The following is a 20,313-nucleotide window of genomic DNA, read 5'->3' on the forward strand; positions in this document are numbered from 1 at the left end:
ATGATTTGCAGCGGCCGCCCATCCGCTGATCGCGCGCGCCAGGCCCCACCTGCGCCGGGGTCGCTGCAGGTGCCGCTGAAGCCCCACTCCATGCTCGCCCCCAAGCCCCCCTCGTGATCTGGGCAGCGGTCGCCGTTGCCACCCTCGGTCTGCTGTTCCGTCCTTTGCGCATCCCCGAATATGTGTGGGCGTTGGGCGCTGCCGCCCTGTTGCCGTTGCTGGGCGCGGTGTCGCTGCATACCGCATGGGGTGCGGTGGCCGAAGGCCGCGACGTCTACCTGTTCCTGGTCGGCATGATGATGCTGGCCGAACTGGCGCGGCGCGAAGGCCTGTTCGATTGGGTCGCGTTGTACGCGGTGCGGCATGCGGGCGGATCCGGGCGACGCCTGTTCGACCTGGTGTTCCTGGTCGGCACGCTGGTGACGGTGTTCCTGTCCAACGATGCAACGGCCGTAGTGCTGACGCCGGCGGTCTACGCTGCCTGCAAGGCGGCGCGCGCCAATCCCCTGCCCTACCTGTTCGTCTGTGCATTCATTGCCAATGCGGCCAGCTTCGTGCTGCCCATTTCCAATCCGGCCAACCTGGTGGTGTACGGCCAGCACCTGCCGCCGCTGCTGCAATGGCTGGCGCAGTTCGCGCTGCCGTCGGCGGCGGCGATCGGTGCCACCTATCTGGTCCTGCGCTGGGTGCACCGGCGCGAGATCGCCCAGCCGCTGGTGGCCGCGCCGGCGCATCGCCCGTTGACCGACGGCGGCCGACTGAGCGCACTGGGCGTGCTGTTCACCGGCACCGTGTTGCTGGTCACGTCCGCCTTGAACGGGCCATTGGGCCTGACCACGTTCTGTGCGGGCACGCTGAGTGTGGCCGTGGTGGCGATCCGCCAGAGGCGCAGCCCGCTGCCACTGCTGCGACACGTGTCCTGGGGCGTGCTGCCGCTGGTGGCGGGACTGTTCGTGCTGGTGGAAGCGGTGGCGCAGACCGGTGTCATCCAGAGCGCGGCCAGCGCGCTGCAGGCCGTGGCGCAGGCGTCTCCACGCCAGGCCAGCTGGCTGGCCGGTGGCGCGGCTGCGCTGCTGAGCAACGTGGCCAACAATCTGCCGGTCGGCCTGGCCGCCGGTTCGCTCGGGCAGATGGCCGACCTGCCGGCGCAGACCCGTGCCGCATTGCTGGTCGGCGTGGATCTGGGACCCAACCTGTCGGTCACCGGTTCGCTGGCGACGATGCTGTGGCTGGTGGCGCTGCGCCGCGAGGGCGAGCATGTCAGCGCGCTCGACTTCCTGCGCGTCGGCGCGCTGGTGATGCCGCCGGCGTTGATCGGAGCACTGCTGCTGCTCTGATCGGCGCACGAGCGGCATGCGCTTCTAGAAGGCCACCTGCAGGCGGGTGTTGAAGGTGGTGCCTTCATCCCTGCCCTGGCCGGTGCCGCTGCGGTTGCGGGTCTGCCAACGGATCGCCTCGAACATCACGCGGCTGAAATCGTTGAGATACCAGTTCGCACCCAGCGTCCACGCGTGGCCGGTACCGCCACTGGGCAGCTCGGCATAGTCCACATCCTCGTAGCGCCCCTTCAGTTCCCATGCCCCGGCACCGCCGCGGGTGACAGGATCGGCCACCTTGACCCGGCCCCAGGTGCCGGCCTTGCCAGAATAGGCCGGCCTTGCACCGGCCAGGAACCAGCCAGCCGAGATCGCCCAGGCCTGGTGGTCCAGATCGTAGCGCCCGCTGGCGTCGGCCCCGCGCAGGTTGCGCGTACCCCATTCGCCGGTCGCCCAGGCCGGCCCGAAGAAGCCTGCCAGTTCCGCGCCATAGGCCGTGCTGCGCTCGGCGCCCAGCAGTGTGCCCGGCGCGATCTTGACCAGGTCGTTGAAGTGCCCGGCGATGGCCGAACTGCGGACGACGCCGCTGGCGCCTGCGGCGATCTCCTCGTGGAAGGCCCAGGCCCCCAGGTGCACCGTGACCGTATCATTGGCCACCGGGTTCCAATGCACGCGCGTGGCCCAGGTCTGGCTGTCGTTGTCGGTGCCGGCGTTGTTGAGATCGTTGCCGGCCACCGACAGGCTGGCATGCCAGTCCTTGCCGTACACGCGCTCGGTCAGGCCGACACCGAACAGCCCGCGCTGCGGCAGCATCAGCGTGCCGACCACGTTGCGGTCCTGGAACGGCGTGTTGGAAGTGCTGCTGGAGCCGTCGATACCCCGGTCGTTGAGGCGGTTGCCCACGGTCAGGTCGGCCGGCAGCCCGAACAGGCGGTGGTCCACGGTGGCGTAGACCGACTTCCACGCCACCGCGTTGTCGGCGAAGTCACCTTCCACCGCCCAGCCGAGGATGCCATAGCGGCCTTCGGCGCCCAGCCGCACCGAGCGGATCTCGGTACCGGAGATGTTGCGGTCACTCACTGACGATCCGTCTGTGCTGGATGCGTCGACGAACAGGCGCCCGCGCGGACGGAACGCCACGCTGCCATCGGCACTGCTGAACTCCGGTGCGCCCTTGGACCAGGTGACCTTGGGCGCCTTGGCCTGGCTGGATTCCAGTGCGGCGACGCGGGTGTCCAGCGCGGGGCCCTGCGTTGCGGGCACAGCACCGGCGGTGCTGTGCCCGCCCTCCACGGCACGCAGGCGCGCCTCCAACTGCTGGATCTGCAGCGCCTGCTGCTGCACCAGGCGTGAGAGTTCGGCCTGGCTCAGTGGTGCGGGCAGCGAAGACGTGGACTGGGCGCCAGCATGGCCACTGGCCAACAGCAGGCCGAGCGCGACCGACAGCGCTGCCAGCGGCAGCACGGTGGAATGGTTCATGGACTCTCTCCGGCCAGCCGGCCCCCTGGCCCGGCGCTGGCCTGTTGCGGTGGTGCGGGGGAAGATCGGGGGAGGAAGCGCGCGCCGCCGGATCGGCCCGGCGGCGCGGCAGGCGGGCTCAGCCCGGCCCGGTCAGCTGGTGGCCTGGGCCTGGGCGTTGGGACGCCAGGTGATCAGCTTGTTCTCGACCACGTCCAGCAGCGCGTCGATGACCAGCACGAAGGCGGCAAGGATGATGATGCCGGCAAACACACCGACGGCGTTGAAGTTGCCTTCTGCCTGCGCGATCAGGTAGCCCAGGCCCGCCGAGGCGCCGAGGTACTCACCGATGATCGCGCCGACCACGGCGAAGCCCACCGAGGTGCGCAGCGAGGACAGGATCCAGCTGGCCGCTGCCGGGAAGTAGACATGGCGTAGCAGGTCGCTGCGGCTTGCGCCCAGGATGCGGGCATTGGCCAGCACCACCGGATTCACCTCGCGTACGCCCTGCATGGCATTGAAGAACGTGGTGAAGAACACCAGGGTGACCGCCAGCGCCACCTTCGACCACAGGCCCAGCCCCAGCCACAACACGAAAATCGGGGCCAGCACCACGCGCGGAATTGCGTTGAAGCCTTTGATGAAGGGATCGAGGATGCGCGCCGAGCGGCGGCTCAGGCCCAGCCAGACACCGCCGGCCACGCCGAGGCCGGTGCCGATGATGTAGCCCAGCGCGGTTTCGGTCAGCGTGATGTAGACGTGCTGGTAGAACGAGGTATCGGACAGCCAGGTCCAGGCCTGCTGCACGATCGCCGTTGGCGATGGGAAGAAGAACGGATCGATCACGCCCAGCGCGATGCCGCCCTCCCAGCCGCCGAACACGGCCACAACCAGGGCCAGTTGGATGAACTTGTCAGTCTTGGCGTGCATAGCTCTTCTCCACTTCGCCGCGCAGGCAGGCCCATATGTCGCGGTACAGGTCGGTGAAACGGTCATCCAGCTTGATTTCGGCCACGTTCCGCGGCCGTTCCAGATCCACGTCGAAACTGCGCACGACACGGCTGGCCGGGCCGGAGGACAGCACCACCACGCGGTCGCCCAGGGCGATCGCTTCTTCCAGATCGTGGGTGATCAGGATCACCGAGCGCCGGTCCTCCTGCCACAGGCGCAGCAGCTCGTTCTGCATCAGGTGCCGGGTGTGGATGTCCAGCGCCGAGAACGGCTCATCCATCAGGATCACCTTCGGCTCGACGATCAACGCCTGCGCCATCTGCACGCGCTTGCGCTGGCCACCGGACAGCTGGTGGGGTAGCGATGCTCGAAACCGGCCAGGCCGACCTTGGCCAGCCACGCGTTGGCCTTGGCCTTGCGTTCGGCTTCGGGCACGCCACGGAAACGCAGGCCGAGCTCAACGTTCTGGTACGCGGTCTTCCACGGCAGCAGCGCGTCCTGCTGGAACAGGTAGCCCACCGACTCCTGAACGCCGCTGACCGCACGGCCGTCGATGCTGACCTGGCCGGACGACGGCTTCAGCAGGCCCGCCACGGAATTGAGGATGGTGCTCTTGCCGCAGCCGGTTGGCCCAACGATGGCAAGGAACTCGCCATCACCTACCTGGATGTCGACATCACGAACGGCGGTGAATTCGCCGAAGGACATGGTCACCTTGTTGAGCGCGACCATGGTCTGTGCAGGCTCCAGCTGCGGTGCGCCATTGAGCTGGCGCACGGTGGCATTGAGGGCCATGGGGTTACCTCCGCTTACGGTTGGGCAGCCGGCGCCGCGGCGTTGGCACGCTCGACGAAGGCATTGGTGTAGGTGCGGGACAGATCGATGTCGGCCTTGGCCACGTCCGTATTGAACTCGCGCAGCACCTTCAACGGCGTTTCCAGATCAGCCGGCGTGAAATGACCGTCGCGGGTGAAGATTGCGCGGGCGTTCTCCACTGCGCGGGCATAGGTGGCGCGGTCGCCGGAGACGTAGCTGTCCGGCAGCGCCGCAACGATGTCTTCAGCACTGTTGTCGGCGATGAACTTCAATGCCATCTGCTCGGCGCGGGCGATCTTCTCGGCCGCTTCGGGGCGCTTGTCCAGGAAGCTCTGGTTGGCGTACATCACCGAGGTTGGATAGAGGCCGCCATAGACCTGGCGGGCGCCGTCGTCGCTGCGCGCGTCGAGGAGGATCCTGCCGACCTTGCGTTCGGTGATCAGGGTGGCGGCAGGATCGTAGTTGACCAGCAGGTCGATCTTGCCCTGCTCCAGCGCGGCTACCGCTGCGGCGCCCGAGCCGACGCCGATCAACGAGATGCTGTCAGCCGGAATATCGTGCTGGGCGAGGAAGTGACGGACGAAGAAATCCGACGATGAGCCCGGTGCGGTAATGCCGACCTTCTGGCCCTTGATGGTCTCCGGGCCGGCCGGATCGAAGGTGGCATCCTCGCGGCCGGCCATCACCAGGCCGGAGTTGCGCGAGAGCAGCACGAAGGCCACCACGTCCTTGCCCTTGGCCTGCATCTGGATGGTGTGGTCGTAGAAGCCGACGGCCACGTCGGTGGAATTGGCCACCAGCGCCTGCAATACCTTGGAGCCGCCCTGGGCGAAGTTCTCGGTCTTCACCTGCAGGCCGACGTCCTTGAAGTACCCCTTGGCGTCGGCGATGAAGAACGGCAGGTTGTTGAGGTTGTAGGAGCCGACGCTGATGCGTACCGGTGCATTGTCACCACCGCCGGCGGATGCGCCTTCGGTGCGCCCGCTGTTGCTGCATCCGGCCGCGGCCAGACCAGCCGCGCACAGCGCGGCCATCAAGAACTGCTTGTACATCATCCCTCCCAGGAGTGAAGCATCTACGTTGTAATGGCGGGCATGCGCACCTGCGCCGGCCCGTCTGGGTTCAGATCATGCCGCTGACGTCCATTGGCGGGCTTGGGTGGAACCGGCCACGGCAAGTGCTGACGTGGTGGCAAACACGCGGCCCTCGAACAGGCGGCGTGCGGTGCGCACGACGCTGGCAACGACCGGCGCATCCTGCGAGCTGCGACTGAGGCCCACCTCCAGGGCCCCGCTCGGATGTTCGAGGGTAATGCTGCCGGGAACGGACAGGCATCCGACCAAAGTGTGGGCCAGCGTGCCCGGCGTAACGGCGGCGGTGGCCAGGCCAACCGCGCCGGTAATGGCCAGCGCGGTGTGGCATTGATGCGGCATGAAATAGCGCACCTGCAGATCGCCCCCATGTTGCGGCGCCGACAGCAGCACCGGCTTCGGAATGACCTTGTTGCCGGCGTCGGCGATGCCCATGCGGGCGCCTGCCTCGATGCGCAGCGCTTCCAGCCGGCGCATGAATACCGCGTCCGCGTTCAGTTCGGCGGGCGGGGCATCGCCGCGCACGCCCAGGTCTTCGGCACGTACCAGCATCATCGGCATCGCGCAGTCCACCAGGCTGACCGGCACGCCATCGATGGTCTCCTGCGCGTGCCCGCTGGGCAGCAGCTTGCCGGTGCGGGCACCTGCCGCATCAAGGAAGGAGAGCCTGACCGGCGAGGCCGAGCCCGGCGCGCCGGCAATGCGCGTATCACCGCGGTAGACCACATTGCCGCCCGGCGTTTCCACCGTGGCGATGATCAGCTTGCCGGTGTTGACGTTGTGGATGCGCACCTCGGTCTGCGGATCCTGCGCCTGCACCAGCCCACGCTCGATGGCATACGGGCCTACGGCCGCCAGCATGTTGCCGCAGTTGGGCGAGGTATCCACCACCTGCTGCTCTACCCGTACCTGGGCGAACAGGTAGTCGACATCGGCGTCCGGACGGCTGGAGCGGTCGATGATCGCCACCTTGCTGGTCAGCGCGTTGCCACCGCCGATGCCGTCGATCTGCAACGGATGGCCCGAGCCCATCACTTCCAGCAGCAGGCGATCGCGTTCAGCGATGTCCATCGGAAGGTCGCTGGCCAGGAAGAACGGGCCTTTGGAGGTGCCGCCGCGCATGAGGACGCAGGGAATGCTGAGCAGATCGTTGGACATACGTGTGCTAGATTGATGCGTATAGGGGATGAATGACCCCTCTGTGATTCGATACTGGCATGACCCCAATTGATCTGTGAATTGCTGATTTTTTGATGATTGATACCCCATGAGCATCAATTGCGAAATCCTGGATCTGCGTGCGTTCCTGCTGGTCTCGGAGACCCGCAGCTTCCATCGCGCCGCGGAAATCCTGCACGTCTCCCAGCCAGCACTCAGCCGACGGATCCAGAAGCTGGAGCAGGCCGTGGGTTCGCCACTGCTGGAGCGCACCACGCGCAGCGTCAGTACCACCGCTGTCGGCGAGAACCTGCTGCCGCTGGTACGCCGCATGCTGGAGGAATTCGATGGCTCGCTGTTCTCACTGCGCGGCCGGGAGGACACCCGCGGCGCCACCGTGACCATCGCGTGCCTGCCGACGGCGGCGTTCTACTTCCTGCCCAGCGTGATGGCGCGTTTCCACGAAGCGCACCCGAACGTGCGCTTCCGCATCCTGGATATCCCGGCGACGGAGGGTCTGCAGGCAGTGGAACGTGGCGAAGTCGAGTTCGGCATCAACTTTATGGGCGCCAACGATCCCAATCTCGACTTCGACGTACTGGCTGAGGACCCCTTCGTCCTCGCCTGCCGACGTGATCATCCGCTGGCCCGCAAGCGCAAGGTGGAATGGGCTGATCTGGCCGAGCACCAGCTGATCACCGTGCATCGCACCAGCGGCAACCGCACGCTGCTGGACGGCGCGCTGGCGCGCGAGAACCTCAAGTTGAGCTGGCACTACGAGGTGACGCACCTGTCGACGTCACTGGGCATGGTCGAGGCGGGCATCGGGGTGTCGGTGCTGCCGAAGATGGCTACGCCAGATGGGGATCACCCCACCCTGGTGACGCGCGCGATCGGCAACCCGGTGGTGTCACGCACGATCGGCATCGTCCGCCGCCGCGGCGCCCTGCTCTCGCCCACGGCGGAGCGATTCCTGCAGATGCTGATGAGCCAGTGGCGCGGGACCGTCTAAGGCGCTGGACATCTGGCTGGGCTGCTGCGCAGGCTGGGCTTCCGCCATGCACCCTGCCTGATCACCGATGCGTCGGACAGCGACCTGTCCGACGTGCCGTTGCCCGCGGCGGTCAAACAGGATCGGCTGTTCTATCTGGATGCTTGGCGGCCACCGCTGTTCAAGGACTACCTGGATCCCCGCCTGACCTGCACCGTGCCGGTCACCCGCAAGCACTATGCGCTCAGGGCCAAGCTTGATCTGCAGAGGATCACGATACCCGCTCTCTAGCGACAGCCGCTTTCGCGTGAAGTGGCCATGTTGGTGGAACTGGTTGGCCGGGTAGGCGCCTGCGCGCGAGTACATCATGCGCACCAGGCTGGACAGCGTGGTCACGCTACCCCACCGATGATCGCGCATTGCTGGCACCGCGCGGTTGCTGCAGAGCCACCGCCGGTGGCGGCCCATCGGTGGCATCGACGTCGGGCACGCCCACCTGGTCGATCAGGCGGCGTGCATAGGGTGCGGCGGATTCGAAGTCAGGAGATCAATGCGTTTGGCGCACTTCAATCGCCCCTGGATTCAATGGCACTGCTGCGCGACATCGATGCCGTCTCGATGCTTCATGATGAGCGCCTCCAGCCCCGAGGGCTCTCCAGAAATCGGGCCGGGCTTGCCGGGCTGACCCTCCGGGATCAGTCTCGATATCGTCTGATCCTGAAACTTGGCAATGCCTGGCGCACGTCGGTCTGCGTATCCAAAGATATCGAGGGTGAGCAGGTCATGCCCGTTCTCGACCAGGAGTAATGGAACCTCTCTGCACCGAAGTTCGAACACGCTCGATTGCGGGGGGCCTGCTTCGATGGCAATGCCTTTCGATGCGTTCGCCCGAGCGAAGGCGATCGCATCGTCGCGAAGCATCTTGAATGTTTCTGGTGGAAGTGAGCGGAATGTTCTGAGCTCAGATTCGAGAGAGGTTGGATACGTTATCCAAACGATTCCTGCCGCAACCACCAGGCCCAGGAACATGAGGGAAGAGATCAGAATCTTCATCTTGGAGCCTTCATTTAACCTGTCTGACCCTTGGACTTTGCGGATTCGCAACCTTCCGCCCCAGCCGGTGGACAGCAGCTTCCGTGCGTTGCCGCGCCTACAGAACGCCCTCGTCACGAAGCCACGAAGATCGACGCAATACCCGCGAGCGATCCCACGGCCACCCACGAGAGCGTGGCGAATGCAACCAGCAACACCTTCCGGTGGACGACCTGCGCTTCGTTCCGGGACTCCGGCCGCCGCGCATAGGGCCTGGAGAAACCCAGCAGTTCGCCAGTGACTGTCAGCGCCCCCATCAGGATCAGCGCGGTTACGCAGAAGCCGAACATGGCGCTGATGAAGGCCAAATACCGGGTATCACCGATAGCCGGCTGCGTCCCGGCCAGCGCCTCCACAAGTTGCCCCGTCCACCGTGCGGGCAGCCAGGCCAGGGCGGCGACAATGCTGAAGTGACTGACCACGTTGATCCAGAACCAGGATGTGGTCTTCATGACGTCAGCGTTTCCGGTGGTGGCCAGTGGCGGGCATCGTGACGCCTGCGCCAGCGCCGCACAACCCTGCCTGGGGCCGCGGGCCAGCGGCCGGCACGCCTCGGACAATCAGCCTGCGGTTTCCAGCCCCTTGCCCGCCGCATCCATCCGCAGCGAGCCCAGGTACCGGCAGTATTTGCCCACGAAGATGCCAGTGAACCCGCCCGTCAGCAGCAGGTAGGCGGCACTGAAGCCGGCATGGGCGGACAGCGACGGCGACACCGCAAATGCGACTTCGAAGCCGTACTTCACCAGGAAGGTGGCCAGCAGCAGCGGCAGCAGGCTGAAGTCCGCGCTGCGCCAGAGCTTGCCGGTGCTGCGGTCCAGCGTCAGCTTCAATCGATTCAACAGCAGCCAGGCAAGCGTCGCGCCCGTGGCGATGCCGGCCAGCCATTCGCTCCAGGCGCTCAGCGAAGCGCCGAAGCGATGACTGACCGACCACGCACCCCAGACGGCGAACAAGGCGGGTACGATCGCAAGCTTCTGCAGCGAGGTCTCGGCCGGCTTCATGGCGGCGATGCCACGGGTGATCAGGAAGGCCAGGAGCAGCCACACCCAGATTGGCGTCTGCGAGGCGAGGTGCTGGAGCATGTTCATGAGCGGTCCCCTTGGTGAGTGGTGGCGAGGCGCCCTCGCCTTGGCGCTCACTATTCGCTTCCGCCCGGGTTGCAGCCAGTGACAGCTGTCAGCCTTCGGGGATTACGCTGCGGGCACTGGAAATGCGCCGCCGGTACCGCGCCATCCACTCCAGCGACGGCGCAACACCGCCGAACGGGAAGAAATGCGGGCTGACCGGGCCATGGGCGCTGGTCAGCCCCTTCACCAGTCGATCGACGAACACCTCCGGCCCCGCCGTTCCGAGCAGGCGGCCGATCGAGATGCCATACCGGGCGAGCATCGATGCACTGGCGCCTACGCCGCACATCGCCGCATAACGCAGCAAGCGGGTGATGCTGGCCGGACCCGGCACACCGACCAGCACCGGAACGGTGATGCCACGCGTGCGCAGTGCATCCAGCCAGGTCAGCACGGTATCGGCATCGAACGCGAACTGGGTGACGATCAAGGGGGCCATGCCGCGTGCTTCGATGCGCTGGCATTTGTGTTGAAGCGCCTGCCAGCGTTCGTCACTGCTCATTACCGGGTGGCCTTCCGGATGCCCGCCGATGGCGGCGACCTTGATACCGTGTCGCTCCAGAAGACCGGTCTCGATGATCGACGCGCTGTCTGCAAATGGTCCGATGGGCGTGGCCAGGTCGCCCGCGATCAGCAGGCAACGCGCGACCCCGGCTTCGCCGGCGGCACGCTCCAGGAAGCGTTCAAGCGCTGCGCGTGACCCGACGCGCCGCGCAGAGAGATGCGGCATCGGCTCGAATCCGAGCGCGCGCACCGTGCGTGCGGCGGCCAGGCGTGCGTCGTCATCCTCGCTGGCCAGCCAGGGAATGGAGATGATCGTGCCGCGCGGTATGCGGTCAGCCTCGGCGCACAGCGCGGGCATGGCCTTCTCGCTGACTTCCAGTGAAAAAGCGCTGATGAAGGCGTCCGCCCGCAGTGACAGGCCTGCCGGCATCAACGTGCTCCGCCCACATTGCCGGCAAGCGGCGAGCTGTTGCGGGCCAGTTCGATGAAGGCCTGCAGGTAGTCGATACCGGTATCGGCCTCGCGCGCGCCCAGGTAGATCTGCTTGGGGATGCCCTTGGCGCCCAGCCGTACGGGCATCACGTCCATGCGCGTGGCGTACTCCTCCACCAGCCAGCGCGGCATGGCAGCCACGCCGCGGCCGCTGGCCACCATCTGCATCATGATGTCGGTGGTTTCAATGGCCTTGTGGCGCCGCGGGGTGATGCCGGCCGGCAGCAGGAACTGGTTGTAGATGTCCAGGCGCTCGAACGGCACCGGGTAGCTGATCAGCACTTCCTGGCTGAGCTGGCGCGGCTTTACGTGGTCCACCTTGGCCAGGGCGTGGTTGCTGGCCACCACCAGCACCTGCTCGTAGTCGAACACAGGGATGAACTTCAGGCCCGGCTTCAGCAGTGGATCGGGCGTGACCAGCAGGTCGATCTCGTAGCCGAACAGCGCGCCGATGCCGCCGAACTGGAACTTCTGCTTGACGTCCACATCCACGTCCGGCCACGCGGCCAGGTACGGCGAGACGATCTTCAGCAGCCACTGGTAACAGGGGTGGCATTCCATGCCGATGCGCAGCGCGCCGCGCTCGCCCTGGGCAAACTGGCGCAGGCGCTCCTCGGCCAGGTCCAGCTGCGGCAGCACCCGGTTGGCGACTGCCAGCAGATATTGCCCGGCCTGGGTCAGCCGCAGGCTGCGGCCTTCGCGCAGCCAGACATCGGTACCCAGCTGTTGCTCCAGCTTCTTCATGCTGTGGCTGAGCGCCGACTGGGTCAGGTTGAGCACGCCGGCAGCAGCGGTGAGCGAGCCCTGCTGCTCGACCTGCTGCACGATGCTGAGGTGGATCCGCTCCAACATTAAGATGAATCTCACTCATGGATAGGTGAAGTAATACCATTTTACGTCATGGAAAGGCATGGCTAGGATCGGGTCATGCCTTCATCCCAACGCCCCCTCCGTATCGTCGCCGTTTCCGGTGGACTGCAGCGCCCCTCCCGGGCCGCCACCCTCGCCGAGCACCTGCTGGGCCTGATCGGCGAGAACATGCGCAGCGAACAGCAGCTGATCGAACTCGGCGAACTGGCGCCGCAGCTGGCCGGTGCGCTGTGGCGTTCGCAGCTCCCGGAGGTTGTCGAGCGCCAGCTGGTGGCCGTCGAACGGGCCGATGTCCTCGTGGTGAGCACGCCGGTCTATCGCGGCTCCTACACAGGGCTGTTCAAGCACTTCTTCGACTTCATCGACCAGGACGCGCTGGTCGATACCCCCATCCTGCTGGCCGCGACCGGCGGCAGTGACCGCCATGCACTGGTGATCGATCACCAGCTGCGGCCGCTCTTCAGCTTCTTCCAGGCCCGCACCCTGCCCCTGGGCGTGTATGCCACCGACCGCGATTTCACCGAGGGGCACGTGCACAACGAAGCGCTGATCCAGCGCGCACGACTGGCGGTGCAGCGCGCAATGCCGCTGCTTGCGCTGTCCCATCGCCGCGCGCCAGTCGCCGCCGCCGAGGCCATCGAAGCCCTTTGAAGCCAGATGCCGCCGACCTGCATCTGGATGTCACCCCGCAAACGGAACGCCGCCCATGACGAACGACGCCTTCACCTTCAGCATCACGCGCATCCCCTTCAACGAGGATTACCAGCCGGCCGAAGGCACGCGCATCACCACCAACTTCGCCAACCTGGCGCGCGGCGCGTCCCGGCAGGAGAACCTGCGCAACACGATCAGCATGATCAACAACCGCTTCAATGATCTGGCGCATTGGGACAACCCAAGCGCCGATCGCTACGCGGTCGAGCTGGACATCATCTCGGTGGAGATGCACATCGACGGCGCCGACGGCAGCGATCCGTTCCCGTTGATCGAAGTGCTGCGGCCGACCATCGTTGACACGCACACCGGCGCGCGCACCGAAGGCATCGTTGGCAACAACTTCTCGTCCTACGTGCGCGACTACGACTTCAGCGTCGTGCTGCCGGCCAGCAACGAGGGCAAGGCCACCTTCGGCCTTCCGGAGGGCTTTGGCGACCTGCACGGCAAGCTGTTCCAGCACTTCCTGCGCTCGGACGCCTACCGCGCCAACTTCAGCAAGGGGCCGGTGATCTGCATCAGTGTTTCCAGCAGCAGGACCTACCACCGCACCGAGAACCATCACCCGATCCTGGGCGTGGAATACCGCCAGGGTGAGTTCTCCCCCACTGACCAGTACTTCGACAAGATGGGCCTGCGGGTACGCTATTTCATGCCGCCGGGCAGCGTCGCACCGCTGGCGTTCTACTTCCAGGGCGACCTGCTGGGCGATTACTCGAACCTGGAGCTGATCGGCACCATCAGCACGATGGAGGCCTTCCAGAAGATCTACCGCCCGGAGATCTACAACGCCAATTCCGTGGCCGGCAAGGTCTACCAGCCCAGCCTGAAGCACCAGGACTACTCCTCCACCCGCATCGTCTACGACCGCGAAGAGCGCAGCCAGCTGGCGGTCAAGCAGGGCCGGTTCACCGAAGAACACTTCATCAAGCCGTACCGCGCCGTGCTTGAGCAGTGGGCCGCCCGCTGATCCATCGATTTCCCATTCGCCCCCAGGACACACCACACGATGCCGACGAAGACGCTGCTCCCCACCTCCACCGCAGGCAGCCTGCCCAAACCCTCCTGGCTGGCAGAGCCGGAGAAGCTCTGGTCACCCTGGAAGCTGCAGGACGAAGGCCTGATCGAGGGCAAGCAGGACGCCCTGCGCCTGTCCCTGCAGGAACAGCAGCATGCCGGCATTGATATCGTCAGTGACGGCGAGCAGACCCGCCAGCACTTCGTCACCACCTTCATCGAGCATCTCAGCGGCGTCGACTTCGAGAAGCGCGAAACCGTGCGCATCCGCAACCGCTACGATGCCAGCGTGCCGACCGTGGTTGGCGCCGTGAGCCGCCCCAGGCCGGTATTCGTCGAGGATGCGAAGTTCCTGCGCCGCCAGACCACGCAGCCGATCAAGTGGGCGCTGCCCGGCCCGATGACGATGATCGACACGCTGTACGACGCGCACTACAAGAGCCGCGAAAAGCTGGCCTGGGAGTTCGCGAAGATCCTCAACGAGGAAGCGAAGGAGCTGGAGGCCGCCGGCGTTGACATCATCCAGTTCGATGAACCGGCCTTCAATGTGTTCTTCGACGAAGTGAATGATTGGGGCGTAGCCGCACTGGAGCGCGCGATCGAAGGGCTGAAGTGCGAGACGGCGGTACACATCTGCTACGGCTACGGCATCAAGGCCAACACCGACTGGAAGCAGACCCTGGGGTCGGAATGGCGCCAGTACGAGGAGTCGTTCCCGAAGCTGAAGGCCTCCAACCTCGACATCATCTCGCTGGAATGCCACAACTCCCACGTGCCGATCGACCTGATCGAGCTGGTGCGCGGCAAGAAAGTGATGGTGGGTGCCATCGACGTGGCCTCCAGCACGGTGGAGACCGCCGATGAAGTAGCCAGCACCCTGCGCAAGGCGCTGCAGTTCGTGGACGCCGACAAGCTCTACCCGAGCACCAACTGCGGCATGGCGCCGCTGGCGCGCCATGTGGCCAGGGGCAAGCTGCGCGCGCTCAGCGCGGGGGCGAGGATCGTGCGCGAGGAACTCTCGGCATAAGCCTGGCCGGGGAGGCATTGCCGTTGGAATTCCGGCTTGACCGAGCCTGCCCGGGTATCGACCAGGCTCCACCTCGCCCCTGCAGCTCCGGCCGGGTCTTCATCGCGGGCTGTCGCGGCGCCAGTGCCTGTTTGATCCGTACCACCTCACCCGCCCCGGCCTCGGCCAGGCGGCGGGCCTGCTGCCGTTGTTCCCGCGAAAGTGCGGGCGACGGCGCAGCGCTTGTTTCCGGCACCACGTCCACCAGTCGTGCCACCGCCTCGCGCAGCCGCAGCTGTGGGCAGAGCCGCGCGGCACACCAGCGCTCGGCGTAGCGCCTGGCCTGTCGCACATTCGTGGCGGCCACCACCTTGGTCTGGGACATCTTGCGTGCGTCCAGGTACACCCGGAACCCGAGCACGGCATGCGGCACGATGTTGGCCACGGAACGCCCGTTCCACCACAGGTCCCAACGCTCGCCGCTCTGCACCCAGCCGGAGGGCCGGGTGACCGTCATGAACTCTGGAAGATCGAAGGGAGAACTCATGCCGGGAAGGATACGAGCGCCCGTCGCACCGGCTGAGATCCGCGCCGTGTGCTTGTTCTTGACCATGAATCGTTAAGGCGCGCTTCCTTCCGCTACGCCTGCTCCGCGCCGTCGCGCCAGGGGAACAAGAACTGAAGTTTCGCGTCACGCATCGATGATGCTTTCGATCCAATCGATGTAGCGGGACACGCGCACGTTGTAGACCACCTGCCCGTAGAAACCCGCCTCCAGCGCATGCTCGGGAACGGCGGTGATCCAGGAACCGAGGCCCACCAGTTGCCAGGCCCCATCTTTCCTGATCACCAGCGGGCCACCGCTATCGCCGTTGCCGAGCACGCCTTCAAGGGGAAGGCCCTGCGGAGGCGGATCGAAACTGTACCAGAGATAACGCGCGTTGCCGCCGGTGATCGCGTTGCAGGCCCGACGCAGGGTCGTACGATGTGACCCGCCGGGTACCAGTCCAGTCGCACCGTTGCCGGTGGCGCCCTTCCCTATCAGGGCGGCGACCTGCGTGACCTCGTCGGCGCCACGGTAGAGTGCGACCGGCGGAACATCGCTCACCGGTGCGGCAAGTTTGATCAATGCAATGTCATCGGACGCCGCCAGAAACGCGTGGATTTTCGACGCACTCCCCGTTGCCATGGCTTCCTCGCCCAGCGCCTCGGGCATCCTGCGGTAGCCGCGATGCAGGAAGACACGCTCGACGCCGTAGCTCTTCCCATCGAGGGTGATGGTGGCGCCCATCCCCTCCATCGGTGCGGCATGCGCTGCGGTCAGCACCCAGCGCGGTGCGATCAGGACGCCGTGCCCCTCGCCTGGCATGTCCGCCAGTGCCGGGAACACCGATGCGTCGATCTGGTACCTGGCATCGTCAACATCATCGCGGATGACCACGGCACCGGCAGCGAACGGGAGCGTGGCCAATGCCAGGAGAATCCAGCGGTTCATGATGACCTTCATCCTCGTCTTCGATCAGACCAGCCTAGCCGAACATATCCAGCATGGGGATGTCGTACGACCAGACCCTGGCACGGGTCGATGAAGCGGCAGAATCGGGCCATGAAACCCACGATGCTGCACGAGCCGCCCTGCGCATCAACACAGGAGCGGCCCGGGAGCGGTCAGGACCGGATCGGACCGACGTCGCTGATGCCGCTGCGATCGCAGAGCTCAAGAACCTTGCCTGGCTCCTTCACTTCGCCGCATGACACCCAGTTCGGACGCAGCCCCAGCACATGCTCGACGCGATCATGGAACAGCTTCAGATCGGCCGTGCCCTGGCGTCCGTCCAGCGGAAGATCGTGACGGAAGCTGCTGTGAATGGCCGGGACAGCAGGGTTGGCCCAGTACGAACCCTGATCGTCGGCACGCGTCTGCAGCGCAAACCGGGCCCGCGTACCACCGGCCTCTTCAGAAAGCGCAACGGTGTACCAGCTGACCGCCGTCATGTTGACGTTGTAGAACGTCGTCATGGTGCCCTGGTAGCCCATGCGGCGTTCGACATACCCATAGGTGCGCTTCGCCGCGATACCGGGCGCGCCAGCATCGAATTCCATCTTTCCGGGCGCCAGCAGGTTCAAGACCTCGATTGAAGCAGCCCTGACCTGGTCGATCGATTTCCCGGGATAGAAGCGGGATGCCGCCACCGCCTGCTCGGGCGTTTCCTTCTTCGGAAGCATCCCGCACCCACTGATGGACAACGCCAGCGCCAGAACAACAATAACTCTCACAGAACTACATCCTTATATGTGGGCGAGAAGTGCCCAATCGAGCGGGCACCATGCCCCCCCCTGCGCATTAGCGACCATCGGCAGTACTTCTTGAGCCCTGCGACCGCCCTGCGAGGCGGTTCGTGGGGCGGTGGCGTGCATGGTTCTGCGCAACTGACCTGCGCCTGCATCCGGCCCCTTGGGATCGGTGAACGGCAGGTCCGACTGGCTGCCGCTCCATGCATGCCCCATCCCCTGCACCACATAGTGCTGCACCAGCGTCCTGCCGCCGTGGGCATAGGTATCGACCGTGTAGGCGCATCTGTCCGTGGCAGGAAGAAGCTGCGTGGACTGCATGACCCGGAGGAAGGCGCCGGGAGTCGTTGACGCCCGGGCGGCCACGGGCTTGGCACCAATGCGGGGAAATCAACGCCCCCTGCCCTCCTGCTCCGTCGGTTCCACCGCATACATCATCGCTACCGCCGATTCTCCCTCGCCTCCCGCTTCTACAGTGGATCCACCGCGCCCGCCCCGCGCTTGATGGAGGACTGAATCATGCCCCAGGTCTATGCTGCGCTCTGGAACGGAACCCATTACCTGATCACCCGCAAGCGGGTCATCAACAACTGGTGGGCGTCCAATTCGGTGATGGTGCTGACTGCAGAAGCACTGGACGCTGCCCTGACAGTCGCCGCATCACCCGCATTGCCGCGGGACGAGGACTGGCAGCCTGCGCTTGCGTTGCTCCAGAGTGCCCAGGTCGCTGCCACATCCGCCGGCTACGCAGAGACGACCCAAGGCCAGAGCATCCTGGTGAATCTCAGCAATGCCGTCCAGGCGATGCAGGCGTCACCGCCGAATCCGGACCAGGTTGGATCTGCTGTCACCCACCTCACCCGCAGATTGTTCCGTCAATCCACGCTGCCAGAGCGCATCAGGAACCTGGCAAACACGTTGCCGGTGTTCTCGCCGGATTCATGGGGGCCCGCGCTGCTGACGGCACAGAACCTGGCCCGGGACACCCGCGCATGGGCGGCGCAGGTTCCCATGGTTGTCGTCAACCAGGCTGGGCAATGGACGCTCCCTGGCGGCCGCAGGCATGACAACGAGACCGAGGAAGATGCTGCCCGCCGGGAGTTCATGGAGGAAACCGGCATCTCCCTCGACACCGTCAACTTCCCGCGGGATCTGCTCAAGCCTAATCGACGCTATGCATTGGTCCGCTTCAGGACGGTTGCCCGGGATCTGCAGAACATCGCCGATGCAGTCTGCGCCAACGTGCGGGCAAGGCCCAGTGTGATGCGCCCGACCGCCAGTGAGGTGACCGATTGGGAAATCGATCATGCACAGCTGGTGGCGGCCGCCGATCTTGGCAACTACCTGGGCGCACGCGCGGCGGTCACGCCACCCAGCACGCAGGATTTCGCCACCATGCTGCAGCAGATGTCCAGGCCCTACAGCCAGTCGATTGACTGGTACGCCGCGATGGCCGCATCGCTGTCTTCCAGCTGAGAGGGCCCTTCGCCCCCTGCCCGCCCCTGCACCCCAGCGAGGCCCACCATGAAAGAGAGCACGCCCGAACGCGAGGCCCGGCGCCACATCAGCAAGCAGCTCACCGCGCAGATCAACAACGCGCAGGTGTATCCCGACGTCCGCTCGGTCGTGGTGAAGGCCCTGGCCGACATCAAGGACCAGCTGCGCAGCCTGTCCAGCAAGGTACGGCGGGATTACAGCCTGAAACCCGGTGAGCCGTTGATGTTCTTCTACGTAAAGGGCGGCAATGCGCTGGACGCACTGCTTGAACGCCCGGCAGACCCGCCGCCGACGCTGTTCGATTTCGGCAGGCCCGACTGGGACACGCAGGTGGTGATCAACCCCTGGATCCCGATCCCGGCACAGGACGCCCTGCACGGCGGTGTTGAAGACATCGTGATCGACGTGATGCAGGGTGCCGGCCTCAACATCGCGCTGGAGATCAGCGTCTTCCCACCCAACCAGAATCCGCTGGCCGGCCAGGTGGTGGATCTTGCATCGGTGGACATCCATGTGCCGCCCGGCCAGCAGTGCCTGGTGACATGTGACAACCCGCAGACGTTCCGGAAGGTGTACGAACGTGACCGCGCGGGCCTGCATCTGTTCACCAGCGAGCCATTGAAGGGCATCGGCACGTCCGCGCCGGTAACAAGCCCGTCCGTGCTGCCCCCTCCGCAGCCACCGTTGCCGCAGCCCGTGCAGCCGCCGCCTGTCCCTCCGCCGCCACCCGGCATCATCCTCAACGACGGCATCAAACCGTTCGTGCTGTATCGCATGGGCTATACCTGGCACGCGCGATGGGTGAAGGATCCGAAGGCGCCTGCCGGCGATGACCCGGTGACGCCGCGGCCGATCCTGATGGAACTGATCGATGTCACCACGCCGCGCCGCGATACCGTGGAGACCGTGACAGTGTGGTCGGACATCCTCCGCAACCACCTGGTGATTGCCGAGGATGCCGGTTCTGAAGAGCGCTGGCGGCTGCCCCTGCCCAGCATGGAGTACCACCTGTGGGAAGGCCTGACCATGCTGTGCGAGATCGCTGCCTATCCCGGCTGGCCAGGCGCGGACAAGCTGCAGAAACGTCGCCGCAACGTGCAGCGCATCCACGACTGGTACCGCGACCAGCAGGGCGACCTGGCGACGTTCGGCCGGGTGATCGATGGCATCGCGGCGGCGCCGGTGTTCGCCGATGACACGGACTGCATGCAGCAGGTCGATGCCTGCATGCGTATGGTCAAGGCGCGCATGCAGGCGTCAGCCTCGGGATTCGATCACGGCGCGCTGTCGGCCACCCACGCGCAGCGTCTGGCGCACGGGCGGCAATGGGGCGTGCAACGGGTCGCAGCGCTGCTGCAACGCCTGGGTGCACCTGCCGCTTCGTGCGGCTACAGCGACGATCTCGCCTTGATCGGGACACTGGCACAGAACCCGTACCTGGATGTCACCCAGGTGCCGATCTCCGGCGTCGACTGCGCGATGATCATCCGCACCGACCCTGCAACGCTGCGCAAGGCGACGGCGGCCAACTGCTTCCTTGCGCTTGCCCAGGATCTCGGCGCGCACATGACCATCGAGGATTCCCTGCACTCGACCGTACGCGCCACAGGTGTCAGCTACGAGCGGACGCTGGTGATCTTCGATGCGCCGCATTCGCCGTCGGCGCGCGTGGCCAAGGCAATCCTGACGTTGACCACTGCAGGCCCGATCGATTGCCCATTCCACGACAGCCCCCATGGTTCCGGACAGGCCATCGCACCGTTGCTGGACATGGACAACCAGCGCAAGGTGGCGGCCTCGATCATCCAGGGTTTCGTGCAACGGGCGAACCTGTCCAGGCAGCACGAGATGATCCGAGTGTTGCTGCCGTAGGGGGAGTGAGCCGCGCCCCCCCTGCCCTGCACCTGGATCGCATCGATCG

The 20,313-nt window shown here is 65.7% G+C and carries 19 protein-coding genes and 3 pseudogenes; 7 read left to right on the forward strand and 15 right to left on the reverse strand.

What is annotated here, in order from left to right:
• Positions 1-113 precede the first annotated feature (113 nt).
• A complete protein-coding gene (locus tag DL544_RS11095; protein ID WP_139727125.1) occupies positions 114-1,337 on the forward strand; it encodes an arsenic transporter in 1,224 nt (407 codons plus the stop codon).
• 24 nt (positions 1,338-1,361) lie between these two features.
• On the opposite strand, the gene DL544_RS11100 is transcribed toward DL544_RS11095, so the two are convergent.
• The 5 genes and pseudogenes from DL544_RS11100 to DL544_RS11120 form a co-directional block, all read right to left on the reverse strand.
• On the reverse strand, positions 1,362-2,795 hold the full coding sequence (locus tag DL544_RS11100) for an OprO/OprP family phosphate-selective porin (protein WP_139727126.1): 1,434 nt from the start codon (positions 2,793-2,795) through the stop codon (positions 1,362-1,364).
• Positions 2,796-2,927: 132 nt separating this feature from the next.
• Positions 2,928-3,704: an ABC transporter permease gene (locus DL544_RS11105; protein ID WP_005409726.1), complete on the reverse strand. Its 777-nt coding sequence runs from the start codon at positions 3,702-3,704 to the stop codon at positions 2,928-2,930.
• Positions 3,688-4,520: pseudogene (locus DL544_RS22450) on the reverse strand (ABC transporter ATP-binding protein). The gene DL544_RS11105 and the pseudogene DL544_RS22450 overlap by 17 nt, the downstream one beginning before the upstream one ends.
• A gap of 14 nt (positions 4,521-4,534) precedes the next feature.
• Positions 4,535-5,593 carry an ABC transporter substrate-binding protein gene (locus DL544_RS11115; RefSeq protein WP_139727127.1) on the reverse strand — a complete coding sequence of 353 codons (1,059 nt, stop codon included), beginning with the start codon at positions 5,591-5,593 and terminating at the stop codon, positions 4,535-4,537.
• A gap of 75 nt (positions 5,594-5,668) precedes the next feature.
• Positions 5,669-6,790: a 4-oxalomesaconate tautomerase gene (locus DL544_RS11120; protein WP_139727128.1), complete on the reverse strand. Its 1,122-nt coding sequence runs from the start codon at positions 6,788-6,790 to the stop codon at positions 5,669-5,671.
• 109 nt (positions 6,791-6,899) lie between these two features.
• Between DL544_RS11120 and DL544_RS11125 the strand changes: the two genes are divergently transcribed.
• Positions 6,900-7,802 carry a LysR family transcriptional regulator gene (locus tag DL544_RS11125; RefSeq protein ID WP_053496567.1) on the forward strand — a complete coding sequence of 301 codons (903 nt, stop codon included), beginning with the start codon at positions 6,900-6,902 and terminating at the stop codon, positions 7,800-7,802.
• 309 nt (positions 7,803-8,111) lie between these two features.
• On the opposite strand, the pseudogene DL544_RS22455 reads toward DL544_RS11125, so the two are convergent.
• From DL544_RS22455 to DL544_RS11160, 6 genes and pseudogenes are all read right to left on the reverse strand, one after another.
• A pseudogene (locus tag DL544_RS22455) lies at positions 8,112-8,319 on the reverse strand (hypothetical protein); the annotation flags it as partial.
• A 44-nt stretch (positions 8,320-8,363) separates the two neighbouring features.
• Positions 8,364-8,834 carry a hypothetical protein gene (locus DL544_RS11140; protein WP_065177789.1) on the reverse strand — a complete coding sequence of 157 codons (471 nt, stop codon included), beginning with the start codon at positions 8,832-8,834 and terminating at the stop codon, positions 8,364-8,366.
• A 113-nt stretch (positions 8,835-8,947) separates the two neighbouring features.
• Complete coding sequence (locus tag DL544_RS11145) at positions 8,948-9,325, reverse strand: hypothetical protein (RefSeq protein WP_139727129.1); 378 nt, start codon at positions 9,323-9,325, stop codon at positions 8,948-8,950.
• 108 nt (positions 9,326-9,433) lie between these two features.
• Positions 9,434-9,961: a DUF6622 family protein gene (locus DL544_RS11150; RefSeq protein WP_139727130.1), complete on the reverse strand. Its 528-nt coding sequence runs from the start codon at positions 9,959-9,961 to the stop codon at positions 9,434-9,436.
• 88 nt (positions 9,962-10,049) lie between these two features.
• Positions 10,050-10,934: a methylenetetrahydrofolate reductase gene (locus tag DL544_RS11155; RefSeq protein WP_139727131.1), complete on the reverse strand. Its 885-nt coding sequence runs from the start codon at positions 10,932-10,934 to the stop codon at positions 10,050-10,052.
• Positions 10,934-11,848 carry a LysR family transcriptional regulator gene (locus DL544_RS11160; RefSeq protein ID WP_139727132.1) on the reverse strand — a complete coding sequence of 305 codons (915 nt, stop codon included), beginning with the start codon at positions 11,846-11,848 and terminating at the stop codon, positions 10,934-10,936. The genes DL544_RS11155 and DL544_RS11160 overlap by 1 nt, the downstream gene beginning before the upstream one ends.
• A gap of 75 nt (positions 11,849-11,923) precedes the next feature.
• Here DL544_RS11160 and msuE point away from each other — a divergent pair, with 75 nt between their 5' ends.
• From msuE to DL544_RS11175, 3 genes are read left to right on the forward strand one after another with little or no spacing between them, the layout of a single operon-like run.
• Positions 11,924-12,517 (forward strand): FMN reductase, encoded by a 594-nt coding sequence (msuE, locus tag DL544_RS11165; protein WP_139727133.1) that lies wholly within the window; start codon positions 11,924-11,926, stop codon positions 12,515-12,517.
• A 55-nt stretch (positions 12,518-12,572) separates the two neighbouring features.
• Positions 12,573-13,550, forward strand: coding sequence for a DUF1852 domain-containing protein (locus tag DL544_RS11170; RefSeq protein ID WP_139727134.1), 978 nt, complete (start codon positions 12,573-12,575; stop codon positions 13,548-13,550).
• A gap of 39 nt (positions 13,551-13,589) precedes the next feature.
• Positions 13,590-14,624, forward strand: coding sequence for a methionine synthase (locus DL544_RS11175; protein WP_139727135.1), 1,035 nt, complete (start codon positions 13,590-13,592; stop codon positions 14,622-14,624).
• Here DL544_RS11175 and DL544_RS11180 read toward each other — a convergent pair.
• From DL544_RS11180 to DL544_RS22460, 4 genes and pseudogenes are all read right to left on the reverse strand, one after another.
• On the reverse strand, positions 14,581-15,216 hold the full coding sequence (locus DL544_RS11180) for a hypothetical protein (RefSeq protein WP_065186419.1): 636 nt from the start codon (positions 15,214-15,216) through the stop codon (positions 14,581-14,583). The genes DL544_RS11175 and DL544_RS11180 overlap by 44 nt on opposite strands.
• Positions 15,217-15,294: 78 nt before the next feature.
• Positions 15,295-16,098, reverse strand: a complete 804-nt coding sequence (locus DL544_RS11185) for a S1 family peptidase (protein ID WP_139728112.1) — start codon at positions 16,096-16,098, stop codon at positions 15,295-15,297.
• A gap of 173 nt (positions 16,099-16,271) precedes the next feature.
• Entirely contained in the window at positions 16,272-16,880 is a 609-nt protein-coding gene (locus tag DL544_RS11190) for a hypothetical protein (RefSeq protein ID WP_139727136.1), read from the reverse strand.
• Between the two features lie 165 nt (positions 16,881-17,045).
• Positions 17,046-17,177 (reverse strand): annotated as a pseudogene (locus DL544_RS22460) (extracellular catalytic domain type 1 short-chain-length polyhydroxyalkanoate depolymerase); the annotation flags it as partial.
• 330 nt (positions 17,178-17,507) lie between these two features.
• Here DL544_RS22460 and DL544_RS11200 point away from each other — a divergent pair.
• On the forward strand, positions 17,508-18,371 hold the full coding sequence (locus DL544_RS11200; protein WP_197703075.1) for an NUDIX domain-containing protein: 864 nt from the start codon (positions 17,508-17,510) through the stop codon (positions 18,369-18,371).
• A gap of 48 nt (positions 18,372-18,419) precedes the next feature.
• Complete coding sequence (locus DL544_RS11205) at positions 18,420-20,264, forward strand: hypothetical protein (protein WP_139727137.1); 1,845 nt, start codon at positions 18,420-18,422, stop codon at positions 20,262-20,264.
• Positions 20,265-20,313 lie beyond the last annotated feature (49 nt).

The organism is Stenotrophomonas sp. pho (assembly GCF_006228405.1).
GTDB classification, from domain to species: domain Bacteria; phylum Pseudomonadota; class Gammaproteobacteria; order Xanthomonadales; family Xanthomonadaceae; genus Stenotrophomonas; species Stenotrophomonas sepilia.

Coding starts and splice junctions, on each gene's coding strand:
- DL544_RS11100 (WP_139727126.1), bottom strand. CDS start 2,795: ATGAACCATTCCACCGTGCTGCCGCTGGCAGCGCTGTCGGTCGCGCTC.
- DL544_RS11105 (WP_005409726.1), bottom strand. CDS start 3,704: ATGCACGCCAAGACTGACAAGTTCATCCAACTGGCCCTGGTTGTGGCC.
- DL544_RS11115 (WP_139727127.1), bottom strand. CDS start 5,593: ATGTACAAGCAGTTCTTGATGGCCGCGCTGTGCGCGGCTGGTCTGGCC.
- DL544_RS11120 (WP_139727128.1), bottom strand. CDS start 6,790: ATGTCCAACGATCTGCTCAGCATTCCCTGCGTCCTCATGCGCGGCGGC.
- DL544_RS11125 (WP_053496567.1), top strand. CDS start 6,900: ATGAGCATCAATTGCGAAATCCTGGATCTGCGTGCGTTCCTGCTGGTC.
- DL544_RS11140 (WP_065177789.1), bottom strand. CDS start 8,834: ATGAAGATTCTGATCTCTTCCCTCATGTTCCTGGGCCTGGTGGTTGCG.
- DL544_RS11145 (WP_139727129.1), bottom strand. CDS start 9,325: ATGAAGACCACATCCTGGTTCTGGATCAACGTGGTCAGTCACTTCAGC.
- DL544_RS11150 (WP_139727130.1), bottom strand. CDS start 9,961: ATGAACATGCTCCAGCACCTCGCCTCGCAGACGCCAATCTGGGTGTGG.
- DL544_RS11155 (WP_139727131.1), bottom strand. CDS start 10,934: ATGCCGGCAGGCCTGTCACTGCGGGCGGACGCCTTCATCAGCGCTTTT.
- DL544_RS11160 (WP_139727132.1), bottom strand. CDS start 11,848: ATGTTGGAGCGGATCCACCTCAGCATCGTGCAGCAGGTCGAGCAGCAG.
- msuE (WP_139727133.1), top strand. CDS start 11,924: ATGCCTTCATCCCAACGCCCCCTCCGTATCGTCGCCGTTTCCGGTGGA.
- DL544_RS11170 (WP_139727134.1), top strand. CDS start 12,573: ATGACGAACGACGCCTTCACCTTCAGCATCACGCGCATCCCCTTCAAC.
- DL544_RS11175 (WP_139727135.1), top strand. CDS start 13,590: ATGCCGACGAAGACGCTGCTCCCCACCTCCACCGCAGGCAGCCTGCCC.
- DL544_RS11180 (WP_065186419.1), bottom strand. CDS start 15,216: ATGGTCAAGAACAAGCACACGGCGCGGATCTCAGCCGGTGCGACGGGC.
- DL544_RS11185 (WP_139728112.1), bottom strand. CDS start 16,098: ATGAACCGCTGGATTCTCCTGGCATTGGCCACGCTCCCGTTCGCTGCC.
- DL544_RS11200 (WP_197703075.1), top strand. CDS start 17,508: ATGGTGCTGACTGCAGAAGCACTGGACGCTGCCCTGACAGTCGCCGCA.
- DL544_RS11205 (WP_139727137.1), top strand. CDS start 18,420: ATGAAAGAGAGCACGCCCGAACGCGAGGCCCGGCGCCACATCAGCAAG.